The 21,768-nt window shown below is 42.3% G+C and carries 20 protein-coding genes; 5 read left to right on the top strand and 15 right to left on the bottom strand.

Going from position 1 to position 21,768, the window contains the following annotated elements; all coding sequences use genetic code 11:
- The 4 genes from P9989_RS04600 (at window position 1) to P9989_RS04585 (ending at window position 4,351) form a co-directional block, all read left to right on the top strand.
- Window positions 1-1,554: a response regulator transcription factor gene (locus P9989_RS04600; RefSeq protein WP_283077639.1), complete on the top strand. Its 1,554-nt coding sequence runs from the start codon at window positions 1-3 to the stop codon at window positions 1,552-1,554.
- Between the two features lie 20 nt (window positions 1,555-1,574).
- On the top strand, window positions 1,575-3,014 hold the full coding sequence (locus P9989_RS04595) for a glycoside hydrolase family 1 protein (protein WP_283077638.1): 1,440 nt from the start codon (window positions 1,575-1,577) through the stop codon (window positions 3,012-3,014).
- A gap of 64 nt (window positions 3,015-3,078) precedes the next feature.
- On the top strand, window positions 3,079-3,972 hold the full coding sequence (locus P9989_RS04590; protein ID WP_283077637.1) for an ROK family protein: 894 nt from the start codon (window positions 3,079-3,081) through the stop codon (window positions 3,970-3,972).
- Window positions 3,973-4,036: 64 nt separating this feature from the next.
- A complete protein-coding gene (locus tag P9989_RS04585; protein ID WP_283077636.1) occupies window positions 4,037-4,351 on the top strand; it encodes a hypothetical protein in 315 nt (104 codons plus the stop codon).
- A 161-nt stretch (window positions 4,352-4,512) separates the two neighbouring features.
- Here the strand turns inward: P9989_RS04585 and P9989_RS04580 are convergent, their stop codons facing one another.
- The 14 genes from P9989_RS04580 to P9989_RS04515 form a co-directional block, all read right to left on the bottom strand.
- Window positions 4,513-4,959 (bottom strand): YkvA family protein, encoded by a 447-nt coding sequence (locus tag P9989_RS04580; RefSeq protein ID WP_283077635.1) that lies wholly within the window; start codon window positions 4,957-4,959, stop codon window positions 4,513-4,515.
- Window positions 4,960-5,058: 99 nt separating this feature from the next.
- A complete protein-coding gene (locus tag P9989_RS04575; RefSeq protein ID WP_283077634.1) occupies window positions 5,059-6,405 on the bottom strand; it encodes a hemolysin family protein in 1,347 nt (448 codons plus the stop codon).
- A 354-nt stretch (window positions 6,406-6,759) separates the two neighbouring features.
- On the bottom strand, window positions 6,760-7,599 hold the full coding sequence (locus tag P9989_RS04570) for a MurR/RpiR family transcriptional regulator (RefSeq protein ID WP_346274889.1): 840 nt from the start codon (window positions 7,597-7,599) through the stop codon (window positions 6,760-6,762).
- A gap of 24 nt (window positions 7,600-7,623) precedes the next feature.
- A complete protein-coding gene (locus P9989_RS04565; RefSeq protein WP_283077633.1) occupies window positions 7,624-8,523 on the bottom strand; it encodes an ROK family protein in 900 nt (299 codons plus the stop codon).
- A 66-nt stretch (window positions 8,524-8,589) separates the two neighbouring features.
- Complete coding sequence (locus P9989_RS04560) at window positions 8,590-10,266, bottom strand: FAD-binding protein (protein ID WP_283077632.1); 1,677 nt, start codon at window positions 10,264-10,266, stop codon at window positions 8,590-8,592.
- Between the two features lie 16 nt (window positions 10,267-10,282).
- Window positions 10,283-11,806: a sodium:solute symporter family protein gene (locus tag P9989_RS04555; protein ID WP_283077631.1), complete on the bottom strand. Its 1,524-nt coding sequence runs from the start codon at window positions 11,804-11,806 to the stop codon at window positions 10,283-10,285.
- Between the two features lie 25 nt (window positions 11,807-11,831).
- Window positions 11,832-12,698 (bottom strand): N-acetylneuraminate lyase, encoded by an 867-nt coding sequence (locus P9989_RS04550; protein WP_390306440.1) that lies wholly within the window; start codon window positions 12,696-12,698, stop codon window positions 11,832-11,834.
- A gap of 13 nt (window positions 12,699-12,711) precedes the next feature.
- The gene (locus tag P9989_RS04545) at window positions 12,712-13,398 is read right to left on the bottom strand and encodes an N-acetylmannosamine-6-phosphate 2-epimerase (protein ID WP_283077630.1); all 687 of its coding nucleotides are present in this window, start codon (window positions 13,396-13,398) and stop codon (window positions 12,712-12,714) included.
- A gap of 203 nt (window positions 13,399-13,601) precedes the next feature.
- The gene (locus P9989_RS04540) at window positions 13,602-14,210 is read right to left on the bottom strand and encodes a flavin reductase family protein (protein ID WP_283077629.1); all 609 of its coding nucleotides are present in this window, start codon (window positions 14,208-14,210) and stop codon (window positions 13,602-13,604) included.
- A gap of 38 nt (window positions 14,211-14,248) precedes the next feature.
- Entirely contained in the window at window positions 14,249-15,493 is a 1,245-nt protein-coding gene (locus tag P9989_RS04535) for an MFS transporter (RefSeq protein WP_283077628.1), read from the bottom strand.
- A 111-nt stretch (window positions 15,494-15,604) separates the two neighbouring features.
- A complete protein-coding gene (locus P9989_RS04530; protein ID WP_283077627.1) occupies window positions 15,605-17,092 on the bottom strand; it encodes a sodium:solute symporter family protein in 1,488 nt (495 codons plus the stop codon).
- Between the two features lie 3 nt (window positions 17,093-17,095).
- Window positions 17,096-17,341, bottom strand: a complete 246-nt coding sequence (locus P9989_RS04525; protein WP_283077626.1) for a hypothetical protein — start codon at window positions 17,339-17,341, stop codon at window positions 17,096-17,098.
- 89 nt (window positions 17,342-17,430) lie between these two features.
- A complete protein-coding gene (locus tag P9989_RS04520) occupies window positions 17,431-18,345 on the bottom strand; it encodes a hydroxymethylglutaryl-CoA lyase (RefSeq protein ID WP_283077625.1) in 915 nt (304 codons plus the stop codon).
- A 29-nt stretch (window positions 18,346-18,374) separates the two neighbouring features.
- Window positions 18,375-19,571 (bottom strand): CaiB/BaiF CoA transferase family protein, encoded by a 1,197-nt coding sequence (locus tag P9989_RS04515; protein ID WP_283077624.1) that lies wholly within the window; start codon window positions 19,569-19,571, stop codon window positions 18,375-18,377.
- A gap of 368 nt (window positions 19,572-19,939) precedes the next feature.
- Between P9989_RS04515 and P9989_RS04510 the strand changes: the two genes are divergently transcribed.
- Entirely contained in the window at window positions 19,940-20,608 is a 669-nt protein-coding gene (locus tag P9989_RS04510) for a GntR family transcriptional regulator (protein ID WP_283077623.1), read from the top strand.
- Between the two features lie 182 nt (window positions 20,609-20,790).
- Here the strand turns inward: P9989_RS04510 and P9989_RS04505 are convergent, their stop codons facing one another.
- A complete protein-coding gene (locus tag P9989_RS04505; protein WP_283077622.1) occupies window positions 20,791-21,768 on the bottom strand; it encodes a tripartite tricarboxylate transporter substrate binding protein in 978 nt (325 codons plus the stop codon).

The raw sequence follows: 21,768 nt of genomic DNA, 5'->3' as shown, positions 1-21,768 counted from the left end.
ATGACATGTAACCTTATGATTGTCGATGATGAGCAAATGATCCGACAGGGGCTGGCTACGACAATACCCTGGAACGATTATGGCATAGAAGTGGCTGCTAGTGCCGTAGACGGAATTGACGCTAGGCAGCAGTTGAACAAACTGTCTATTGACATCGTCCTGACAGATATCCGTATGCCGAACATGGACGGGCTGGCATTAGCCTCTCACCTGGCGGAATATCACCCTCATATTAAAGTCATTATGGTTAGCGGTTATGATGATTTTTCCTATGCTCAGCAAGCTGTCAAAATCGGTGTTGAAGACTACCTATTGAAGCCTGTAGATATCGATGACCTGATTGTTCTTATTCAAAAGGTGGCAAGAGAAATTGAGAATACCAGGTCCGATCAGAAGCATCTTCAAAAAACATATTTAGAAAATGCTATCTATCATCAAGTATGGGGCTTACCCTTACAATCCCCCCAAGAGCTTCATGCTTATCACCAAGTACCCGTTCTCCCTTTTGTCAGTATGGTAAAACACTACAAAGACGTGACTAAGTATAAGAACGATGATGAATTGGATGCATTCAAACAAAAATGGCAGCAGAATCTCCACCTTAAACTAGAGGAGCATGGTTATTCTAGCTTATCAATCTTTACTGAGCCAAATGTATTACTCACCTGTCTGACGAATAATACGGGCCGTCTCCCTACAGGTTCAGAAGTCACAGATCTACTATTGGACATAGATATGGAGCCCGGTCTTATTCATCTCCCGTATTCTACCTTTGTGATCATTCAGGATTTACATGAAGCATACAACAAGATGAATCACCAATTATCCACGTTTCCACTGCTTTCAGACGAACAGGTATGGGTGGGACAGAAAGAACCGACTAATTTGAAAACAATTCCGGATTCCTTCGTAGATGAATGGAGTCAATCCCTCTTCCAGTTCGACACAGAGTCTGTGCATAGAAATATCGACAGGATGTTTACGCACATGGAAGAAGAGAATTTCTCCTTCCGTGAAACGATTCATGCTATTAGTCATCTGCTGAAAAAATCCACCGACCAATATGAATCACTTCTTGGTCGAGAAGCTGCAACGGAGGACTTTCACGACTACTCTACTATTAATTTTTGGGAATATAACTCGTACGGACTGATAAAAGGTTTATTTCAGAAAGATATTCAACAGCTTCTGAAGCAACTTCACAGTCACCAGACAAACCCTAAAGCGTGGTTAATCGAAAGGGCTATTGAATACATTCAAACCTATTACACATCAGAGATAAAAGCACAGGAAGTCGCTGATGTAATCAATATCTCCCCCAATTATTTTAGTTCGCTTTTCAAACAGCAAACGGGAAAGAAATTCAATGAATATATTCATGAATTACGTATTACTCACGCCAAAACTTTGCTTACCGAAACCCCATTCAAAGTGAGCGAGATCGCGGAGGAAGTCGGATATCAGGAATATAAGCATTTTGTAAAGGTGTTCAAAAAACAAGCCGGGATAACACCTACGAAATACCGCAAATTAATGGCGGTTCAATCAAGTTAAACGAAAAGGAGCATTCATAAATGAAAACACAAAATATAACTGTTCCCAATGATTTTATAATAGGTGCAGCTCTATCTGCCTGGCAGTCAGAAGGATGGTCAGGAAAAAAAGACTCTCAAGATTCTTTTTTAGACTTATGGTATAAGAACAATAAAGACGTCTGGCACAACGGCTATGGTCCAGCTGTAGCTACAGACTTCCGCAACCGCTACAAAGAAGATATCGGGTATATGAGGGACATCGGGCTGACTCATTTTCGCACCTCCATTAACTGGTCCCGTTTTTTAGTTGATTATGAAAATACTGTAGTAGATGAAGAATATGCTAGTTACATCGATGACGTTATCGACGAATTAATCGCTCAAGGTGTTGAACCGATGATTTGCATGGAACACTACGAAGTTCCTGCAGTCCTATTCGAAGAGTATGGTGGATGGGAGTCCAAGCACGTTCTTAACCTTTTTGTCCAATATGCAGAAAAATTATTCGATCGATATGGGGACCGTGTTAAACACTGGTTCACCTTCAATGAGCCCGTCGTCGTTCAAACCCGTGTCTTTCTTGATGCGATTCGCTATCCGTTTGAACAAAACACAAACAAATGGATGAAGTGGAACCATCACAAAAACGTAGCGACGGCTAAAGTTGTGGAACTGTTCAAGGAAAAAAATCTAGCTGAGAAAGCTGGAGCCAAAATTGGCGTCATTCTGAATCCGGAAGTTACATACGCACGCTCCTCAGCTCCACACGATCAAGAAGCCGCACGCATGTATGACCTATTTTTCAATCGAATGTTCTTAGACCCAGCTATCCACGGCACTTATCCTGAAGAATTACTCGAGTTGTTAAAAAAACACAACGTTGATTTTGACTGGACAGAAGAAGAAATACAAACAATTCAAGAAAACACGGTCGACTACGTAGGGTTGAATCTTTACTTCCCCCACCGTTTGCAAGCGAGGACCTCAGTATGGAATGAGAGGATCCCGTTTCATCCATCTTATTATTATGAGAAATTTGAACTTCCTGGAAAGAAAATGAACCCCTACCGTGGCTGGGAGATCTATCCGAAAATTATGTACGATATGGGGATGCGTATGAAACAGGAATACAACAACATTGAATGGTTTATCGCTGAAAATGGAATGGGTGTCGAAAATGAGCATCGCTTCCGCAACGGAGAAGGCATGATCGAAGACGATTATCGCATTGAATTTATAAGCGAACACTTGAAGTGGCTATTAAAAGCGGTAGAAGAAGGGTCAAATTGTAAAGGATATATGCTTTGGGCGTTTTCTGATAATGTTTCTCCTATGAATGCCTTCAAAAATCGTTACGGTCTCGTTAGTATTGACCTTGAAAAAAACCGCGATCGCTCATTGAAAAAGTCAGCTTACTGGTATAAAGACCTGATCGCTTCAAAAACATTTGAAGCCATTGATGACAAAGACTATAAATAAAAGAAATGGAGAGTGATTCACGGATTGTGGAACACTCTCCTCTTTCAAGGAAGCGGGAATCTATATGTATTTAGCGATCGATTTGGGTGGGACCTATGTAAAATACGGACTCATCGATCTAGACGCCAACATTCATGAAAAGGGAAAAGAAAAAACACCAGCAACAAAGGAAGGTCTGTTGCAGCTTATCCACCAGCTCTCCGTTACATTTCATTCATGCAAAGGTATTGCTATCAGTTCCCCGGGTGCTATCTCGAATGAAAGACCGATTAAAGGATCCTGTGCGATTCCGTATCTTATTGGTTGGAAGATGAAACAAGCAGTTGAGAAGTTAACCGGGAAACCCGTTAACGTAGAAAATGATGCCAACTGTGCAGGGATTGCTGAAATTTGGAAAGGAGCAGCGAAAGGAAAGAGCGATGTTCTGGTTGTTGTCATTGGGACAGGTATTGGCGGCACGATCATTAAAGAAGGGTACATTCATAAAGGCGCCCACCTTCACGGCGGAGAGTTCGGTTATATGCTAGTTTCTGATGAGATTCACGACAGTAACGATGTTTGGAGCAGACGCGCTTCCACAAAAGCATTAGTGCATAAAGTAGCAAAACAGAAACATATGGATCCAGACCTATTAACTGGCGAAGAAGTTTTCCAAATGGCCGATCAAGGTGACCCCATTTGTGAAAAAGCGATTGAGGAATTTTACCACTTGTTAGCAATTGGATTATATAACCTCCAATATATTTATGATCCTGAGATGATTCTTATTAGTGGCGGTGTCAGCGCTCGTGATAATCTGGTAGAGGAAATAGATAAGCGGGTTAATCGTATCATTGATAAAATAGAACTCGCTACGATAACTCCTAGGATTGGCCTGTGTTATTTCCGTCAGAATGCCAATTTATTAGGCGCAGTTTATAGTTTTATTCAGCAAGAAAAGAGCTCTGCATTTAATTGATCGCACCTTCCCCATAAGCTATACTTTATATAAGCGATGTACACTATATAAAAAGGGGACTCCCATGAAAATAAATTTAATGCTGTTTATATCATCTGTAAAAGAACCAAGCGAGAGTGAAACTTTGATCAAAACATTTGAATCTACTATCCGCCCTGTCGAAGGGGATATAATCGATGACCCAGGATTTGATCCAGGCTTTCACAATGGATACGAAATAATAAAAGTAACAATAAATTATGCTTCTGATGAATGCTGGGTTTCTCTCGCGCCCCTTGCGATTGAAAAGGAAGAAATTAAAATAGGAACCTATTTAGAAAAGCTTAAAAATAACGGTTGGCGTGCCGTTTCAAACGAAGAGTTACAAAGCACGCTCTAAGCCATCCCGAACATTAATTATATATTATACGAATCAGTCCCTAAGAACGTTTCTTATTCGACTGCTCAGATTTTAAGTAAAATTCCAATCCTACAGAAAAAAGCCTGATTTCCGCTGTATACACAGTGAAATCAGGCTTTCTACAATTTCAAACTCAGGAATTATTCCTCTTGTTGAGGTTTCAGGGTAGAATCTATTTCGTTCTTGCCATCATAATTCACACCAAAAATTCGCTTCATACGTTCATGGGCCTGCTGCTTGATTGGATCCGTAATGTGACCTTTGACCTTGGAGAGGGCATACAGAACTACCATTGTATCATCCGCAAATCCCAGTACCGGGATAAAGTCGGGTACAATATCCAGTGGCAGAATCAAGTATCCTAAGGCCCCTGCAATCGTCACTTTCACAGACTTAGGCGTGTCCGGACTTTTGAACGTATAGAATAACAACAGGCTGTAATAGGAGATTTTGACTCCCATTTTCTTAGCATACTTAAGCAGCTTGGCCACATATTTATTTTCAGAGAAATGCTTTTCCTTCCCTTTAATGGCTTCAGATGAATCAAAATTCTCTAGTTTCTTATCATAGTCTTTTTCCGTTGACACTTACATCTCCTCCTTGTTCACCCCTGAGCTGTTCTACTCCTTCTGGGGCTGGTGCAATTATACCTGACCACTTCTTCTGTGGCAAAAATAGCTGCAGGGTCAACTTCTTTCCTGTGAGGGTTGTTCACTCGCTTCCTCCCCTTCTTCAACTGTTGCAATAACTTTTTCAATTCGGTAGTCCGCTACTTCTTTCACTTCAAAGGAGATCTGCTTATATTGAATCCCTGGATGTTCATCTTCAGTAGGAACATAGCCTATTTGGTCAACAAGGTATCCATTAATCGTTTCAAACTTGTCAGTTGGCAAATCAGTTTCCAGCACTTCATTGAGTTGATAGAGCCGTGCAACCCCAGCCACCGAATATTTTCCCGAGTCAATCTTTGTGATTTCCTCATCACTAATCTCGGGGCCAACATTTTCGCTGAAAATTTCACCAACGATTTCCTCAATAACATCTTCGAAGGTGATCATCCCTTCCGTTCCTCCAAATTCATCGAGAACAATAGCAATATGCATATTGTTCTTTTGCATATCTCGGAGGACGACATCTACGCGCTGGTTTTCCAACACATAGTGAGGTTTTCGAATCGTCTCCTTTAAATCAAATGAGTCATACTCTCGGCGCTCGAGGAATTGAATCAGATCCTTCGTATGCAAAATACCAACAATTTGATCGATGCTTTCTTCAAACACGGGGAAGCGGGTGTACTTTTCTTCTTTCACTAATTGTACTGTTTCTTGTAAGGTTGAATTCATCGAAAGCACGGACAAATCGGTACGGTGTGTCATAATGTCAGAAACCGTCTTATCATTAAACTCAAAGATATTTTTGATCATAAACGACTCATCTTTTTGGATATAACCCTTTTCCGCTCCCTCGTCGACCAGCATCCTGATATCTTCCTCGGTCGCCTCTTCATTATCGGCATTAGGATCGACCCCAAATAATCGTACCGTGTTGTCTGTGGAAAAAGTAAGCAATTTCACTATCGGCAAAGAAACCTTAAACAGCCAAGTCAGAGGTGTTGCCGCAATGTTTGAAATTAACTCTCCTTTCTGTAAGGCGAGTTGTTTCGGTACGAGCTCCCCAAAAACCAGGGTGAAATAAGAGAGCACAACTGTAATAATCACCACGGAAATCGTTCCAAGCACCGCCTGAGACAACGGCACCCCTAAATTATACAGCGCTTCAGCTAAGGGCCCCGCAAAGAAATTAGCAGCAAATGCACTGGCTAAGAATCCGGCCAGTGTAATGCCAACTTGAATCGTAGACAAGAAGCGGCTTGGTTCGGATATAAGGTGGTAAAGTTTCTTCGCCTTTTTATCACCACTATCTGCCATCATCTTAACTTTTTTATCATTTAATGAGATCAAAGCAATCTCTGATGCTGCAAAAAAACCATTTATAATAATTAATATAATTAGTGTTCCTATTGCAATTGTCAATGAATGTAACCCTCCATATAAAGTACAAATCATTCCCTACTTGCGGTAGTGATAGGAAATATTATGTTACATTTCCCATTCAACCATAATCTTAATCCTCTCCTAATTCATCCTGTATTATTTTGCTATTGAAAAAGTGTGATTGTTTGCCTACAGGGGATCAGAATCTTAGTCATACAACGACTGGATCATCCCTATTAACTATCGGCCTGTTATTATAGAGCCTTGACCTGCTGAAGAAAATGAATATATGTACAATACTTTATCTATCGACAAGATATATAAGAAAAGGACTCTTCCTCGGTTCAATCATTTGGAAGAGTCCTTTTTATATTTCAATATTTATAAAGCACATTAATACAACTTGCTCGCTATGTTTTCCGTGATCTCCATTTTAACCTTCTCTGCCCCATCATAATTCTTCATCGTCAGCCCTGTACAAATCAAATCGATCAAAAACAGTTGCGTAATCTTAGACACCAATGACCCGCTATCGAGCGGGCTTTCTTTGGCTGATGAAAGCAACACATGGTCGGCAAACTTAGTTAATGGTGATTTCGTGTAATTACTTAAAGCAATAACTGTTGCCTTTTTCTCTTTAGCAATTTTTACAGTGTCTATAATATCTTTGGTACTTCCCGTCAAACTGATAGCAATTACTACTGTACGTTCATTCATTGAAGACGCACGCATGACCTGAAAATGAGGGTCTGTTACAACACTGACTTGTTTGCCAATGCGCATCAGTCGGTTCTGCATATCCAATCCGGCGATACCTGAAGAACCGATTCCAAATACAACAACATCATCTGATGCATCAATAGCTTCAATCACCTCGTTCAAATCCCTCTTGTCTACGATCTCATAGGAGTCTTCAACAGCGCCAACAATATTATTCCTAATCTTTTCGATAAAGGTTTCATCATGATTAGGGTCAGATTCTAACGATATCTCCTGAGCAAATAAGAACTTGAAATCTTGAAAGCCTTTAAACCCTAACTTTCGAAAAAATCGTAACACGGTTGCTTCAGCTACCCCGCTGGCTTCAGATAATTCCGTTAATGAATGGTAAATCACCCGCTGCTTGTTGGATTGAATGTAGTTGTAGATCTTATTTTCAGATTTCGTGAAAATCTGTTTATTTTGCTCCATTAATATAGAAGGTTTAATTCCGTTTCGTTGTGTATTCTCCACCTTAGCCTCTTGCTCCTTTCCTCCTTATTGAGTCATCAAATAATGCTTAGCTGCCCCCAATAAATTCGCTTGATTATCATGCTCAGCAAGTTTCACCTGTAAAGAGTGGCGATGATTCGGCATCGTTTGTGGTAAAAGCGAGTCTTCAATGGCGCTTCGGAGGAACTCTCCCTGGGCTGTAATGCCTCCGCCAATGACAATTAGCTCTGGATTAAAAATATGAACAAGAGAGCGTAATCCTGTTGTCAAATCTCCAATCCAGCGATCAAAAATCTTTAAGGATACCGCATCCCCTTGCCTTACTAAAGAAAAAAATAACTTTAGATCGACCTCGCTGCCAAATTCTGATGTCACCATCTCATCCAAAGCTGAACTTGAGGCATACCTTTCAAAACATCCATAATTACCACATGTACATGGCTTTCCATCGGGATAAAGATGGATATGCCCGAGTTCCCCTGCGGAGAAATGTGTGCCTGTGTATAGTTTACCATGTAAAAACAAAGCACCACCAATGCCTGTCCCAATCGTAACACATAGAAAATTATTTACACCGAAAGCTGCGCCCTGCCAGTATTCACCCAGCGCGGTGCAATTTACATCGTTCTCCACTTTTACAGACAATCCTGTATGGTTACTTACCATATCCTCAACTGGCACCCCTGTATAGCCAGGGATATTATCGGTCGCAAAGACTACTGTTCCGCTTACACTGTCAATTTGCCCCGCTGAGCTAATAGAAATTCCCTCAATTTCATAAGCATCCATTAATTTTTCACACAGTTGATTCACTTTCCTTACAACCTCAAGTCCACCTAAATGAGCCTCTGTGGGAACAGCCCCATTGTACAACAGCTTTCCCATTTTATTTACCGCTCCATACTTAATCGAAGTTCCTCCAATATCGATTACACCAAGCAGCATAATTGTTCTCTCCTTTCTCTCATAAAAAGAGAAAAACCCCTATACAAGGTTTTTCTCTTCAAAACTCTACTTATTAAAGAACTTAAATGTTACCAGTTGATCGTTCTGTTGTGATACAAATAATCGTTTGTTATATTCCGGATTCTCGTTAGGATAGTCCTCCCGATAATGAGCCCCTCGGCTTTCTTTCCTTTCAAGCATAGCCTGCAGCAAAATCTGAGCCAGTTTAATAAAGTTCCTTGCCTTAACAGCCAGCTTCCGGGAGTGTTGATGTTTGATTAACTTTGCAAAAGGAAAGGTTACTTCAAATCCTTTGATTTCCTTCAGTGCAGTCATTAACTGCTGTTCTGACCGGACGACATTTCCACTATACCACATGATCTCCTTAATTTGATCAATCATCTGATTGACATTAAGATCTATTTTATGACCAGACCCTGCCTCAGATAGAAGTGTTTGCAAGAACTGATCAGCCTCTGCCTCACTTATTTCATAAGGGGCTAAAGTTCGTAAATACTTGTCACAATCCTCCGCCGCTCGTTTACCGAACACGAGGCAGGCCCCTGTCGAGTTTCCGCCGAGTCTGTTTGCCCCTTCAATGTTAGACGAGAGTTCTCCAATAGCATACAACCCGTCAACGCCTGTTCGTCCAAAGGTGTCGATAAACACACCGCCATTGCTCGCGTGGGCAAAGGGGGCAATCTTCACTTCATCTTCTGTAAGATGGACATTTTTCTCTTTCAGCCACTCCAAATATACTGTGTAAAATTCCTCAGTATTTTTATAAATTTCTTCGTCATATAACAAAGTGAAACCTCGTTCATCCTTCGAGGTAATGAGGTTTTTCATCATTGCGGTATCAAAATACTTTGATTTAAGCGAATGGGTAAACGGACCGTGTGTACTGCGAATCTCCAAGCATTCCCGCTTTGAAACTCCCTCTGGTAAATAAGGATCAAGTAAGCTGGCTCCGTTGTCATCCACAATATCCTGACAATACATCAGCGTGTGTTCACCAAACAATGTTTTATAACGGGGAGTTGTAATACCAGGGATGAATTGAATGAATTCCATATTAACCAGACTGGCCCCCGCTTCAAGTGCTAAAATGTGTCCAGATCCGTCCACATCTGCGGGGTTAAGGTTATGCTTAAAGATGCTGCCAAACCCACCCGAAGCTAACACGACCGCTTTGCATTCAACAAAAACGAATTGGCTGTCTTCATCTAGAAGCAAGGCGCCAACAACCCGGTTTTCTTTTTTCATGAAGGAAACCGCCACTGTTTTCTCCATTAACTGCAGGTTGTTATATTGGTTAAAAATCGCACGGACATTGTTCCGAATTCGATCCCAGTCACTTAGCAAGTAAATATCTCTGGAATGGTTAGCGAAACAAGCTTTCCTCTCGCCTTCTAACTTCTTAGCATGAACACCGATCTCCTCATATTCCTGTACTCGATCAGGAATGTCGTTCACATACACTTCAGCCAAATCCTGTCTGTGCATGCCACGGCTCAAATCTTCAATATCCTCCAGGAAGTGCTTCCTATCCTCTTCATCTTTGGTCACCTGAGTCCCGAGGGAGGCTTTTAACGGATAAAAACTTGAGCCCGAAGCCAATTTTGTTTTCGTAACCATTAGAACGTCATGGCTGGCAGCGGCAAGTTCCTGGCTGACTTTAATCCCGGATAAACCGCTCCCGACAACCAATACGTCTGTTGTGATTTTTCTATTGATGTTCACGTTCACAACCCACCTGCTACACGATTTTTTTGTCGTTCAGTTCTTTTTTCTGATCATAAAAGGTAAGTTCCAAATCGGCATCCTCTGCCTTACTTTTTCCACTGAAGACTAAGCTAAATAGATAACCGAATAAGAGGGAACAAACCAAATTAATGAGAGAGTAGGCCCATAAGGTGGTGTCTGTGAAATATGATACATAGATTGCAACAAGAGAAGTAGCAATAAAACCGTATAGGGCACCCTTTGCATTGGCTTTTTTCGTTATAACACCTAATGTGAAAGTTCCTCCAATAATACCTAGCACTAATCCCATTAATCCATTGAACCATTCATAAGCCGAACTAATGTCTGAGTAAACGAGAGCAATGGCAAAGGCAATCGACAGAATCCCAACGAACGTCGATACATTTCTAGCAATTCGAGTACTTTTCTCATCACTCATACCTGGCTTCAAGACCTTCTGGATATCCAATGTCCAACTCGTCGCAACACTGTTCAATCCCGTGGAAAGCGTAGATTGACCTGCTGCAAATAAACCAGCGATCAACAACCCGGAAATTCCTGCTGGCAATTCGCTGACGATAAAGTTAGCAAAAATCAAATCCGAGTTTCCGCTTGGAATACTATCTCCCCGATTTTGCGTATAAAACACATATATAGCTGTACCAATGAAGAAAAACAAAGTAGCTGTTCCAATGGAGAGAACCCCATTTCCAATCGTCATCTTGTTCATTTGTTTCAAATCATTCGTTGTCAAATAGCGCTGAACCATGTCTTGACTGGAAATATAAGAAAAGGCGGTTGATAGCCCGGCACCTAGAATAATTATGAATAAGCTGTCATTAAGAATATTCGGGTCAAAAATTACCTCATTACTGAAGAATTTATTATCCTCAATCCCGGTTTGGAAGATTTCTGATACCCCTCCATCAATAGAGACAATCAGCATGATTAGAGCAAACACACCACCGCCAATTAAGACAACACCTTGAATGAAGTCCGTCCAAAGTACCGATTTGATTCCACCGAATGATGAATAGATGGTGGCGATAACCCCCATGAAAATAATAATAGCTACGGAATTGATACCGGTTACAGCAGATAGAGCGATAGCTGGGAGATACATGATGATCGACATTCTGCCAACTTGATACACAATAAACAGAATACTTCCGAGCATGCGGAGATTCTTATCAAATCTTCTCTCCAGATATTCATAAGCCGTATCGAGATTTAAACTACGATAGACAGGCAAGAATATGAAAATAGCAATCGGCACTGCAATAAACAACCCTAGTTGAGCTACCCATAACTGCCAGGAATCAGCATAAGAGTTTCCGGCAAGTGATAAAAAGGAAATGGGACTAAGCAATGTGGCGAAAAGACTGACAGATGTGACCCACCATGGGATCGTTCCATCTCCTTTAAAGAACTCCTTCCCTTTCATTCCTTTCTTCCCAACCGCTATCCCGACATACAGGATGAATAACAAGTATGCAAATAAAATAATATAATCAATTACTGCAAAAGTTCCCGTCATATCAACCAATCCCCCTATTGATTAATTACAAATACTTCTCGGCCATCTGCTTAGCCCTGATCACACCATCTTCCGTAAGCGATTTCATAGGTTTCCTGCAAGTTCCAGCACCAACATCTTTGTGCTTCAATATCTCTTTAATAGTCTGATAAAGCCCATTGTCTAGAATTTCTCCAATTAAGTCATTAGTCACTTTTTGCACCTCTCGCGCCTCATCAATCTGCCCGCTTTGTGCTAATTCAAAAATCTGCTTGGCACGCTGTCCATTCACATTGAACGTACTTCCAATCGCCCCATCAACATTCAACACACTCGCGGATAGCAGCATTTCATCGAAACCTGAATAAATCAGTTTGTCAGGAAAAGTATGTCTGATCCTCTCAAGTAAGAAGAAATCTGGTGCTGTGAACTTCACCCCAATGACTTTTTCATGTTCGAACAGCTCACCAAATTGCTCTAAATTCATATTCACTCCTGTTAAGGCAGGAATGGAATAGATGATTAAATCATTATCCACGTTCTCTAAAATAGTTGTATAGTAATCCGTTACCTCTTCAAAATCAAACTTGTAATAGAACGGTGTCACAGCAGAGATCGCATCATAACCGAGCTCTGTAGCAAACTGACCCAGCTCCACAGCTTCATCAATATTTAATGCACCGATCTGCGCAATCAGCTTCACGTCACTGCCCACTTCATCCTTCACAATGTCAAAAATCTGCTTCTTCTGATCCGTGGAAATGAGAAAATTTTCTCCCGTACTGCCGTTGACATACAATCCATCAATCTTGGATACATCAATATTGTGTCTAACAATCTCCCTCAATCCTTGTTCGTTCACCTGCCCTTGTTCATCAAAGGAACACATAAGTGCTGAATATAACCCTTTCATCTCGATCACCTTTCTATTTATAAGATTTTTCTTTGACAGCTTCGGCGAATTTTTCCGTAATCACTTGCGGACGGGTAATCGCGCTTCCAACAACTACTGCATGTGCTCCTAACTCGAGTGCCTGTTTCGCTTTTTCTGGTGTGTCAAAATTACCTTCCGCAATGACAGGGACAGATAGCCTCGCCACCAGCTGCCTGACTAACTCCAACGGTACGGTTCCTTGCGAGTAGGATGTGTACCCGGCCAGAGTTGGAGCAACAATATCGACCCCGGTTTTTTCTGCTTCCATACCTTCTTCGAGTGTAGAAATATCCGCCATAAATAACTGATCCGGATATTTCACCTTTACTTCCGAAAAAAATTCCGGAAAACTCTTTCCATCAGGCCGTTGCTGCTTCGTTGCGTCAAGCGCAATGATGTCCACTCCTTCCTCATAAAGGGCCTCCACCTCATGAATCGTCGGTGTGATAAACACCTTACTTTCAGGGAAGTCTTTTTTGATAATGCCGATCATTGGAAGATCCACTTCCTTTTTAATTGCTTGAATATCGACAATCGTATTGGCACGAATGCCTGCAGCACCCCCCTGTTTAGCCGCCAATGCCATCTTGCTCATAATATAGGCACTGTGGAGCGGTTCATCCTCTAATGCCTGACAAGACACGATTAATCCCTTGTTAAGTTTTTCCAAAATGCTCATAACGAATCTCCTTACTATTGTCATTGCATAGTCCAATTAGCTAAATGGAAAAGCGCTTTCAGTAATTGAACTATAACACCATGACTATAAACTGTCAATTTATTTTTAAAAATGATAGTTAATATACATTTATTGATGACTGCATAAAAAAGCATCCGCGCTTAAGCTTTTAAATCAGCTTTAAACGCGGATGCTAGAACGCTTCATTTCAAATCTTCTTTTGGCAGCGAGAAAAAATCTCTGCTTTCGCTAAAACTCGCTGCCAGCCTTCCTAACGGTCGCAACTTTTCAAAATTCACCTTATACTCTTCCATATAATAATCTTCCTGAATATGATAGAGCACCATTTCGCCAATCAGTAAGTGATCACTGCCGAGCTCAACGATCTGGTGCAGCTTACATTCCATGTGAATCGGGGCTTCCTCGACCCTCATCGGTCTGATTTTTTCACTCGAAATTGGTGTAAGCCCCGCTTCCTCAAACTCATCTACTTCGCTTGCCAGGTTCTCAGATGTTTTCTGCATCTCATTCCCTAGTGGAGTGGAGGAGATATTAATCACGAATTCCTTACTTGTGCGAATGTTCTCAAGAGTGTCTTTCACTGTTCCTTTTCTGGCTCCGACCCCCGGTCCAATTGAGATGCAGAGCATCGGTGGTTGTCTTGAAGCAACGGTAAAGAAACTAAATGGCGCCAGATTATGAACCCCGCTGTCAGACAGGGTTGAAACCCAAGCGATGGGCCGCGGAACCACAGATCCTGATAATAATTTATAGATGTTTTTCGTCTCATGTTCTGAAGGGTCAAACCTCATATCATCTTATCTCCTTTTGTAAAATGAACTCGCTGTGATTAGAAGGCACTTTCTCTCTTTTTCACAAAGTATAGACTTGCTAGAATCAATAGCACGACTACCATGATCCCGGAAATCAGCAGCCAGCCGAGTGTGTAACCCTGATTCTGGTCAACTAAAAAACCGAACAATGGCGGGATAAGGATCACCCCTATTGAACCGAGGGTAATGCTGAACCCGCTTGATAATCCCGCCTGCTCTTTAGGAACGAGTTCTGAGGCTAGATTCATCCAAATTCCATTAAACCCCGAAACCGAGAAGCCAAATACGAGAAAAATAGGTATGAGCAGCCAAAATGGTGTACCAGCCGGAATAAACGCTACAACGACACTCGCAGCCAGGGTGATACAAGCAATAAACACGAGGATGATCAGCCGTTTTCCATCAAATAGACGATCACTGATCACACCCCACCCTACTCTGCCAAGCGAGCCGCCGACCTCTGAAATGACGAGCAGCGTCCCTGCTAGTACGAGGCTCAGACCTAGCTGTTCATAGGCGAACAACACAAGATAGGTATTTAAGCACATCTGTGAGCCATTAACCCCCATGGCACTAAAGCTGACGAGTAATAAAGCTTTATTTTTAACCATACTTAGAATTGATGAATAAACCGATCGAAACGTCGGCTTCTCTTTTTTTTCGGCTTCTTGGGGAGGATCACGATAGAGTAAAAAGGCTATCACCCCTGTACTAACTAACCCTAGGCAGGCGATTAGCACAACAGGTCTCCAGCCATAGGAAGCAGCTAGCGGCAACAATAAAATTGCCGAGAGAGCTGAACCAAACGTGATCCCCATTTGTTTAATCCCCATTGCGGTTCCTCGCTGTTTTTGCGAAAACCAATAAATTATACCTCGATTAGTGGTGGGATGCATACCGCCATACCCCAGCCCGCCAATCATCACTAAAAGAAGCACAAGCCAAAATGCAGATTGAAACGTCATAAACAGGAAGCTTGTGCCAAGACATAGGGATAACACGAGCAACAAGGGTCTTGAGCCGACTCGATCCGTAGCGAAACCAGCAGGGATAGAAGCCAGCGCCTGGCCCAGGAAGAGCGCCGATGGCAACAGGCCTACTTGAGTTTTTGTCAACGATAAATCTTCTTCAATTAACACACCAAGCGGTCCAAGGCTTCGTCCAATAAAAGCGACCATAATTTGAGCCATCAGCAGCCATAGCAACATTTTCCACGGACTTGCCAAATTTACCGGTGTAGGATTTACTGCAACTGTTCTCATGTCATGACATCTCTTTTCTAAACGGATAATCTAGTTCCTCACATTTTACCACAGCTCATAGACAGACCAGCCAATTTACTGATTGACTGGTCTATATAGTTCACTTGTAGCTTACATCCCTACAACTTGATCAGCTTCTTCCTTCTCTGCAACAGACACACTCATAAACATACTGCCAATCACACAAATCAACAGATTGATTAGCAATCCCCATAAGCCGCTAAATATGCCTAACGGGGTGATGTTGGCAAACGTCATGAATGAAGCAAGCACCGTACCTACAAGCATTCCTGTAAATACAGCTTTCGGATGAAGGCGGTTCCAGTACAATCCGAGAATGATGGCCGGAGCCACTTGAATTAACAGTTCGAACTTTAATACGAAAATTTGATATAAAGTTGCTGGAGGAAACCAGGCAATAATCACTAGCAGCACCACAGCTGCTACCCCGACAAGTTTTCCTACTAAAATTTTCTTATTCTCGGAAGCTTTAGGGTTTACATATCGTCCATATAAATCATTGGAAACAATGGATGAGAACGTCAGCAATACGGAGTCAGCTGTTGAGACAATCGCAGCGATTACCCCGCCAAACAACAGAACCATCGCCCAGTAGAAAATGACATGTTGATTGGCAATCGCACTCGCTAACATTCCGACAAGCTTCTCTGATTCGGCGGTTGATAAATCCGGAAACGCAGCGATACCAATAATCCCTACGATAAATACAACTCCTGCAGTCAGGAAAGGCATCCACGCCATCTGTGTAAAGGACTTCTTTAACGTTTTTTCACTTTTAGCCGAGAAAATTCTCTGAATCGCATGCGGATAAACAGCCGCACCAATGCCGACAAGGACTAATAAACTAAACCAGTTGACGGCGCCAGGCCCATCCGGAACGCCTAACTTCTCAGGAGAATAAGCTTGCATATAATCAGCAGCATTCGGCAATCCGCCAAAGTAGATGATGGAACCAATGAGAAGCATGAACACACCGAACAATAATGCGATCCCCTGCATGGTATCCGTGTAGGCAACGGAGCGCATACCGCCAAGCCAGCCGTAAATTAACATGATAACAATGAAGAATACAACCCCAACTTGATAAGGAATTGTCCCCCCAGTTAAACCAGCCACACCCTGACCGATCGCTACAAACTGCTCTAATAGATAATTGCCTAACGCATACAACATAAGAATGGCAGCCAGTATCGAGACCGGTTTCGACTTAAATCGCTTCTCAATCCAATCAACAGGGGTAAGCAGTTTGTACTTTTTCCCCATCAAATACATCCTTGGTGCGAACATTAAATACACCATGATAATCAGAATGAAATAAGGAACAGATACAAGATACTCATAGCCCATCCGGTAAGCCGTCGGAGGGTATCCGATAACTGTGTTTCCACTGTATTGAGTAGCGAAGAACGTAAAGAACAACACCATGACCCCGAGCCCGCGCCCGCCAAGATAATACTCATCAAGACTTTCGTGGACATTCCTATTCTTCCAATAGGTGACGATCCCGACTCCAAGCATAATGACACCATACATTAATAGAATTAAGATTCCTGACCAGCCAGCAAATGCCAATTCCATGGATTACTTCGCCTCCTTCTTTTCTTCCTCTTCTTCTTCCAACTGCCATTGGTATTTGATAACATAGGAGATAAACACCGACAATAAGAGCGAGGCACCAATGATGATAAGCGCCCAGTACGGAATCCCCCAGACCAGCGGCTGATAGGAACCTTCCGGGAAATACCATGGATTGATCAAGACGAACAGGATTCCAAAAATAATCCATAGCTTACCGTTCTTGATCGGTTCTTTCTTCGGTTTACTCATACTTCCATCCTCCCTTAGTTCACAATATTCAGACATGTACTGATAAAAAAATAAGACGAAAGCTCCTCTCCTGGAAGAAGATTGCTTTTCTATGAGTAGGATACAGAATGCAGATCGCTGATTTTGCCTGCTTTAATAATTTGCCCTGGCACTTCCCTTTGTAAAATAGTCTCAAGATCCCTGGATGCTGCGATTAACTGGTCGAGATCTGCGTTCATCTCATAATCCATAAAGCGCAGCATGTGAACGAGATCCTCAGTACAAATATTGCCAGTTGCTCCTGGCGCAAATGGACAGCCGCCTAAGCCGCCAAGCGAAGCATCATAGCGCGTAACACCAACACGGATTCCTTCCATCACATTGGCAAGTCCCATTCCTCTTGTGTTATGAAAGTGTAGGGTAACTGGTAAGTCTGGCCAGCGATTGAGCACATGCTCACATAATTGATGAACTTGCTTCGGTGTTGCCATCCCAGTTGTGTCAGCGAGCGTGATTCCGCCCGCTCCAAGGTCAAGATATTGATCAATCAAGGTCATCACTCGGTTTTCATCGATACCCCCCTCAAACGGACATCCAAATGTAGTCGCCAGTGTTCCATTTATCTGGATTCCTGTGCCGGATAGAACGTCTGCGATCGTGTTAAAATCAGCGAACGATTGATCCACCGTCCGACGAACATTTTTCTTGTTATGTGTTTCACTGACGGATGCGACCAGATTGACTTCGTCTGCCTCACAGGCTGCTGCACGTTCGGCTCCTTTTGCATTTGGAATTAAGGTTGTATACGTGACACCTGGCTTACGGTCAATACCTTTCATGACTTCCTCGGCATCTCTTAAGTTAGGCACCGCCTTTGGGGACACGAATGAAGTCACTTCAATTTTATCGACCCCGGCTGTACCCAGCTTGTTAATCAACTCAACCTTCTGGTCTGTCGGTACGAACTGATCTTCAATTTGAAATCCGTCTCTCGTCGCGACTTCTTGAATATAAATGCGCTGCACAACCATTTCCTCCCTCTTCAAGCATGTGGCTAGATGATTCCTTTCTCTTTCAACTGCTGAATCTTCGCATCATCATACGTCAACCAGCTGCGCATCACTTCATCGGTATGCTGGCCGAGTTCTGGACCGAGCCACTTCGTTTCCCCTGGTGTTTCACTCATCTTCGGTACAACTCCAGGAATTTTCAGCGATTCTTGCTCATTCAATTTAAAATTCTGGATCATTTCCCTGCTCAAGTAATGCGGATCCTTAACGATGTCGTCAATACTGTAAATTGGCCCAGCAGGCACGCGGGCTTCATCGAGCATTTGTAAAGCTGTTTCAAAATCCACCGTTTTCGTCCAGGCCTCAATGGTTTCATCGAGATAATCCGCATGCTCAGCCCGTCCACTATTTGTCTGGAACCGTTCGTCCTCAGCCAATCCCGGATGCCCAATCGCGTTCATCAAGCGTTTGAAAATCGCATCACCATTTCCCCCAATCACCACGTATTTCCCATCAAGGCATTGGTACGTATTAGAAGGGGCAATCCCCGGCAGCGCCGAACCTGTCCGCTCACGCACGGCTCCAAGCTTATCAAACTCAGGAAGCGATCCTTCCATTAAACTAAATACGGCCTCATAAAGAGCGACATCAATCACCTGACCTTTTCCAGTTCCTTTCACGTCGCGATGATAAATCGCCATCATTGCTCCAATCACTGAATACATAGCGGCAAGCGAATCACCAAGGCTGACACCAACCCTCGTTGGCGGGAGTTCAGGATTACCCGTAATGTGACGAAGTCCGCCCATCGATTCTCCGATGCTGCCAAACCCAGCCTTATCGCGGTAAGGACCCGTTTGTCCGTAGCCCGAGACCCTCACCATCACGAGACCCGGGTTAATCGCAGATAGTTCCTCATAACCAAGGTTCCATTTCTCCAAAGTCCCCGGTCGGAAATTTTCAATGAGAACATCACACTCCTTGATCAATGATTTAATAATCTCTTGACCTTCCTCATTTTTTAAATCAACGGTAATTGACTTTTTATTTCGGGATTGAAGCCGCCACCAGAGCGATGTTCCTTCGTAAATATGACGCCAGTCGCGGAGCGGATCGCCTTTCTTCGGCGGTTCGACTTTTATTACATCTGCCCCGAATTCAGCCATTAACCTTCCGGCAAACGGACCAGCAATTAAACTTCCTAACTCTAAGACTTTTACTCCTTCTAAGCTTTGACCCATGGACCTCACCTCTTGTGCTAGTTTGTAAAGTAGAACAACGCTCTTCCATCATTCTGGATTTCCTTAATCTTGGAGAATGAATTCAATCCATTTTGACAGCGCTTTCTTTGTTGCGCTAAAAAAATTTGTACTCTCATCCTGAGCTAAAAGGGGATGTCTAATTTGCCTTAGCAACTTGCTCGGTGCATACATAAATTTCTGAATCTTGCGTTAATAGTAGCACTATGTATACAATAAATCAACATACATTCTAAAAATGCTATAAAATAGCAAATAATCCCTTAAAAATGAGATGTTTGTATACATTAAAGCGTTTCACATTGAATCATGCCTTCCCTTTGTATACAATAAGGTTGAGGTGTTACGACATGAATGCATATGAATATATTAAACAAGCCATCTTGCATCGAGAATTCCCACCGAAAATGCGACTCACCGAAGAATTTTTAGCAAAAAAATTACAGATAAGCCGAACGCCTATCCGTGAGGCTCTTAAACAACTGGAATCAGAAGGACTTACGGTGTCTATGAAACGGGGCGTCCGTGTTCGTCACTTTACCAAGCAGGATATTCAGCAAATTTACGATTTACGGACATTGTTAGAAGGGTATGCTGCAGCCCAGGCGGCTATCCATCGCACCGATGACGACATAGAGGAAATGAAGACAGCCAATCAGAGGTATGAGCAAGCGATCAATAGCTACCTCAAAACTGGTGAAACCACCATTGAATACATCTTAGAGATTAACCACGGGTTCCACGACGCTGTGATAAAGGCTTCGCAAAATCAGCATATTCATTCCCATATATCAAAAGTAGTCGTAGTCCCGTTAATTTTCCGCTCTTTCTACTGGTTTGATGAGCATCAACTAAGACACTCGCTTGATGTGCATAAAGTTATTTTGAAAGCGATCGAGGAACAGGATACGGAGCGGGCGCGTGTTGCGATGCATGAGCATATTTATCACGGACGAGATCAGGTGCTGCTGCGGATCGATGATATTGATGATTGTTATACGGCTAGTGAGGCTCACTGAATTAAAGGCTGCGAGCATTCTTTTAAGATGCTTACTATCCCTAAAATCTCTGCTAATCATTATGAATGTATTGTTCATAAATGGAAAAAATGGAGGTAACCGGAAAAATATCATTTTCCAATTACCTCCAATGATTTAATAAAATATCATGTTCTATTAAACTTCACCTTCTTACCATTTTGTTAATATCCTAGTAAATCGCTTAGACCTTTAACTGAGTTTTCATCTTCTTCAAGCATTTTTTGAAAGCCCTCTGGTCCTAAGTACTTTATTTGTAACCCCTGAGCTTCCATTTTTTCCACTTGTTCTTTATGTTCAATCGCCTTTTTAAGTGCTGAATTTAAAATCTCAAGTTTTTCTTTGGATAAACCAGCAGGGGCTGCAATACCCCGTGCTGACCTAGATGATACTTCAGGATATCCTGTCTCTTCCATCGTCGGTACTTCTTCAAGAAATGGGGATCTTTCCTCGGTCATAACAGCCACAGCTTTTAATTCCCCATTATTGTGTCGATTGGCAACTTCACCAACCTTAGCTATAAATAAATCAATATGTTCACCTAAAACCTGCGCTGCTCCCTTAGCTGCCCCTTTAGTATGAACAGGGGTAATTTTTGTGTTATAAAATTTGTTAAGTTTTAATATCGCCATGTGATCATTACTCCCAACTCCTGATGTCGTAGCAGTTAGTTTATGATCTTGTGCATATTTTACTACCTCATTTATATTGCTGAAGCGGTCATCGTCAGGTCGTATTGCTATTACCCCCGGGTCTAGAACATGGTTTGCAATAAGTTGGAAACTTTCAAGGCTTTCATCTCGATTAAATTTCGGATCAAGGTAACCGGTGATGATATTGGGTGAATTGATATAGCCTATGGTATATCCATCTGGTTTAGCATTTGCTAATTCAGTCCAGCCCACCCAGCCAGCACCGCCTGGTTTATTGACTACGTTTACTGTTACCCCTAGTTCCTCTTCCAGATAGGGTTGCAGGATTCTGGCACCTGTATCTGTACCTCCCCCTGCAGCATAGGAAACAATTAAATCAATAGGCTTATTGGGAAAAGTACTTTCTCCATTCTGGCCAGTAGTAATACTACAAGAAGATAACACCAACAATATACTGAGACCAATGAGACAGTATAGCTTTTTCAACAT

It is taken from the genome of Halobacillus naozhouensis, assembly GCF_029714185.1.
GTDB lineage: Bacteria > Bacillota > Bacilli > Bacillales > Halobacillaceae > Halobacillus_A > Halobacillus_A naozhouensis.
Note: the sequence above shows the minus strand (reverse complement) of the source record. Positions and strands in the feature narration are given on the sequence as shown.

Excerpts from the sequence above, each read along its gene's own strand:
- P9989_RS04600 (WP_283077639.1), top strand. The coding sequence starts at position 1 with ATGACATGTAACCTTATGATTGTCGATGATGAGCAAATGATCCGACAG.
- P9989_RS04595 (WP_283077638.1), top strand. The coding sequence starts at position 1,575 with ATGAAAACACAAAATATAACTGTTCCCAATGATTTTATAATAGGTGCA.
- P9989_RS04590 (WP_283077637.1), top strand. The coding sequence starts at position 3,079 with ATGTATTTAGCGATCGATTTGGGTGGGACCTATGTAAAATACGGACTC.
- P9989_RS04585 (WP_283077636.1), top strand. The coding sequence starts at position 4,037 with ATGAAAATAAATTTAATGCTGTTTATATCATCTGTAAAAGAACCAAGC.
- P9989_RS04565 (WP_283077633.1), bottom strand. The coding sequence starts at position 8,523 with ATGCTGCTTGGTGTAATCGATATTGGAGGAACTTCGATTAAGTATGGA.
- P9989_RS04555 (WP_283077631.1), bottom strand. The coding sequence starts at position 11,806 with ATGACGGGAACTTTTGCAGTAATTGATTATATTATTTTATTTGCATAC.
- P9989_RS04550 (WP_390306440.1), bottom strand. The coding sequence starts at position 12,698 with ATGAAAGGGTTATATTCAGCACTTATGTGTTCCTTTGATGAACAAGGG.
- P9989_RS04545 (WP_283077630.1), bottom strand. The coding sequence starts at position 13,398 with ATGAGCATTTTGGAAAAACTTAACAAGGGATTAATCGTGTCTTGTCAG.
- P9989_RS04540 (WP_283077629.1), bottom strand. The coding sequence starts at position 14,210 with ATGAGGTTTGACCCTTCAGAACATGAGACGAAAAACATCTATAAATTA.
- P9989_RS04535 (WP_283077628.1), bottom strand. The coding sequence starts at position 15,493 with ATGAGAACAGTTGCAGTAAATCCTACACCGGTAAATTTGGCAAGTCCG.
- P9989_RS04530 (WP_283077627.1), bottom strand. The coding sequence starts at position 17,092 with ATGGAATTGGCATTTGCTGGCTGGTCAGGAATCTTAATTCTATTAATG.
- P9989_RS04525 (WP_283077626.1), bottom strand. The coding sequence starts at position 17,341 with ATGAGTAAACCGAAGAAAGAACCGATCAAGAACGGTAAGCTATGGATT.
- P9989_RS04515 (WP_283077624.1), bottom strand. The coding sequence starts at position 19,571 with ATGGGTCAAAGCTTAGAAGGAGTAAAAGTCTTAGAGTTAGGAAGTTTA.
- P9989_RS04510 (WP_283077623.1), top strand. The coding sequence starts at position 19,940 with ATGAATGCATATGAATATATTAAACAAGCCATCTTGCATCGAGAATTC.
- P9989_RS04505 (WP_283077622.1), bottom strand. The coding sequence starts at position 21,768 with ATGTTGAAAAAGCTATACTGTCTCATTGGTCTCAGTATATTGTTGGTG.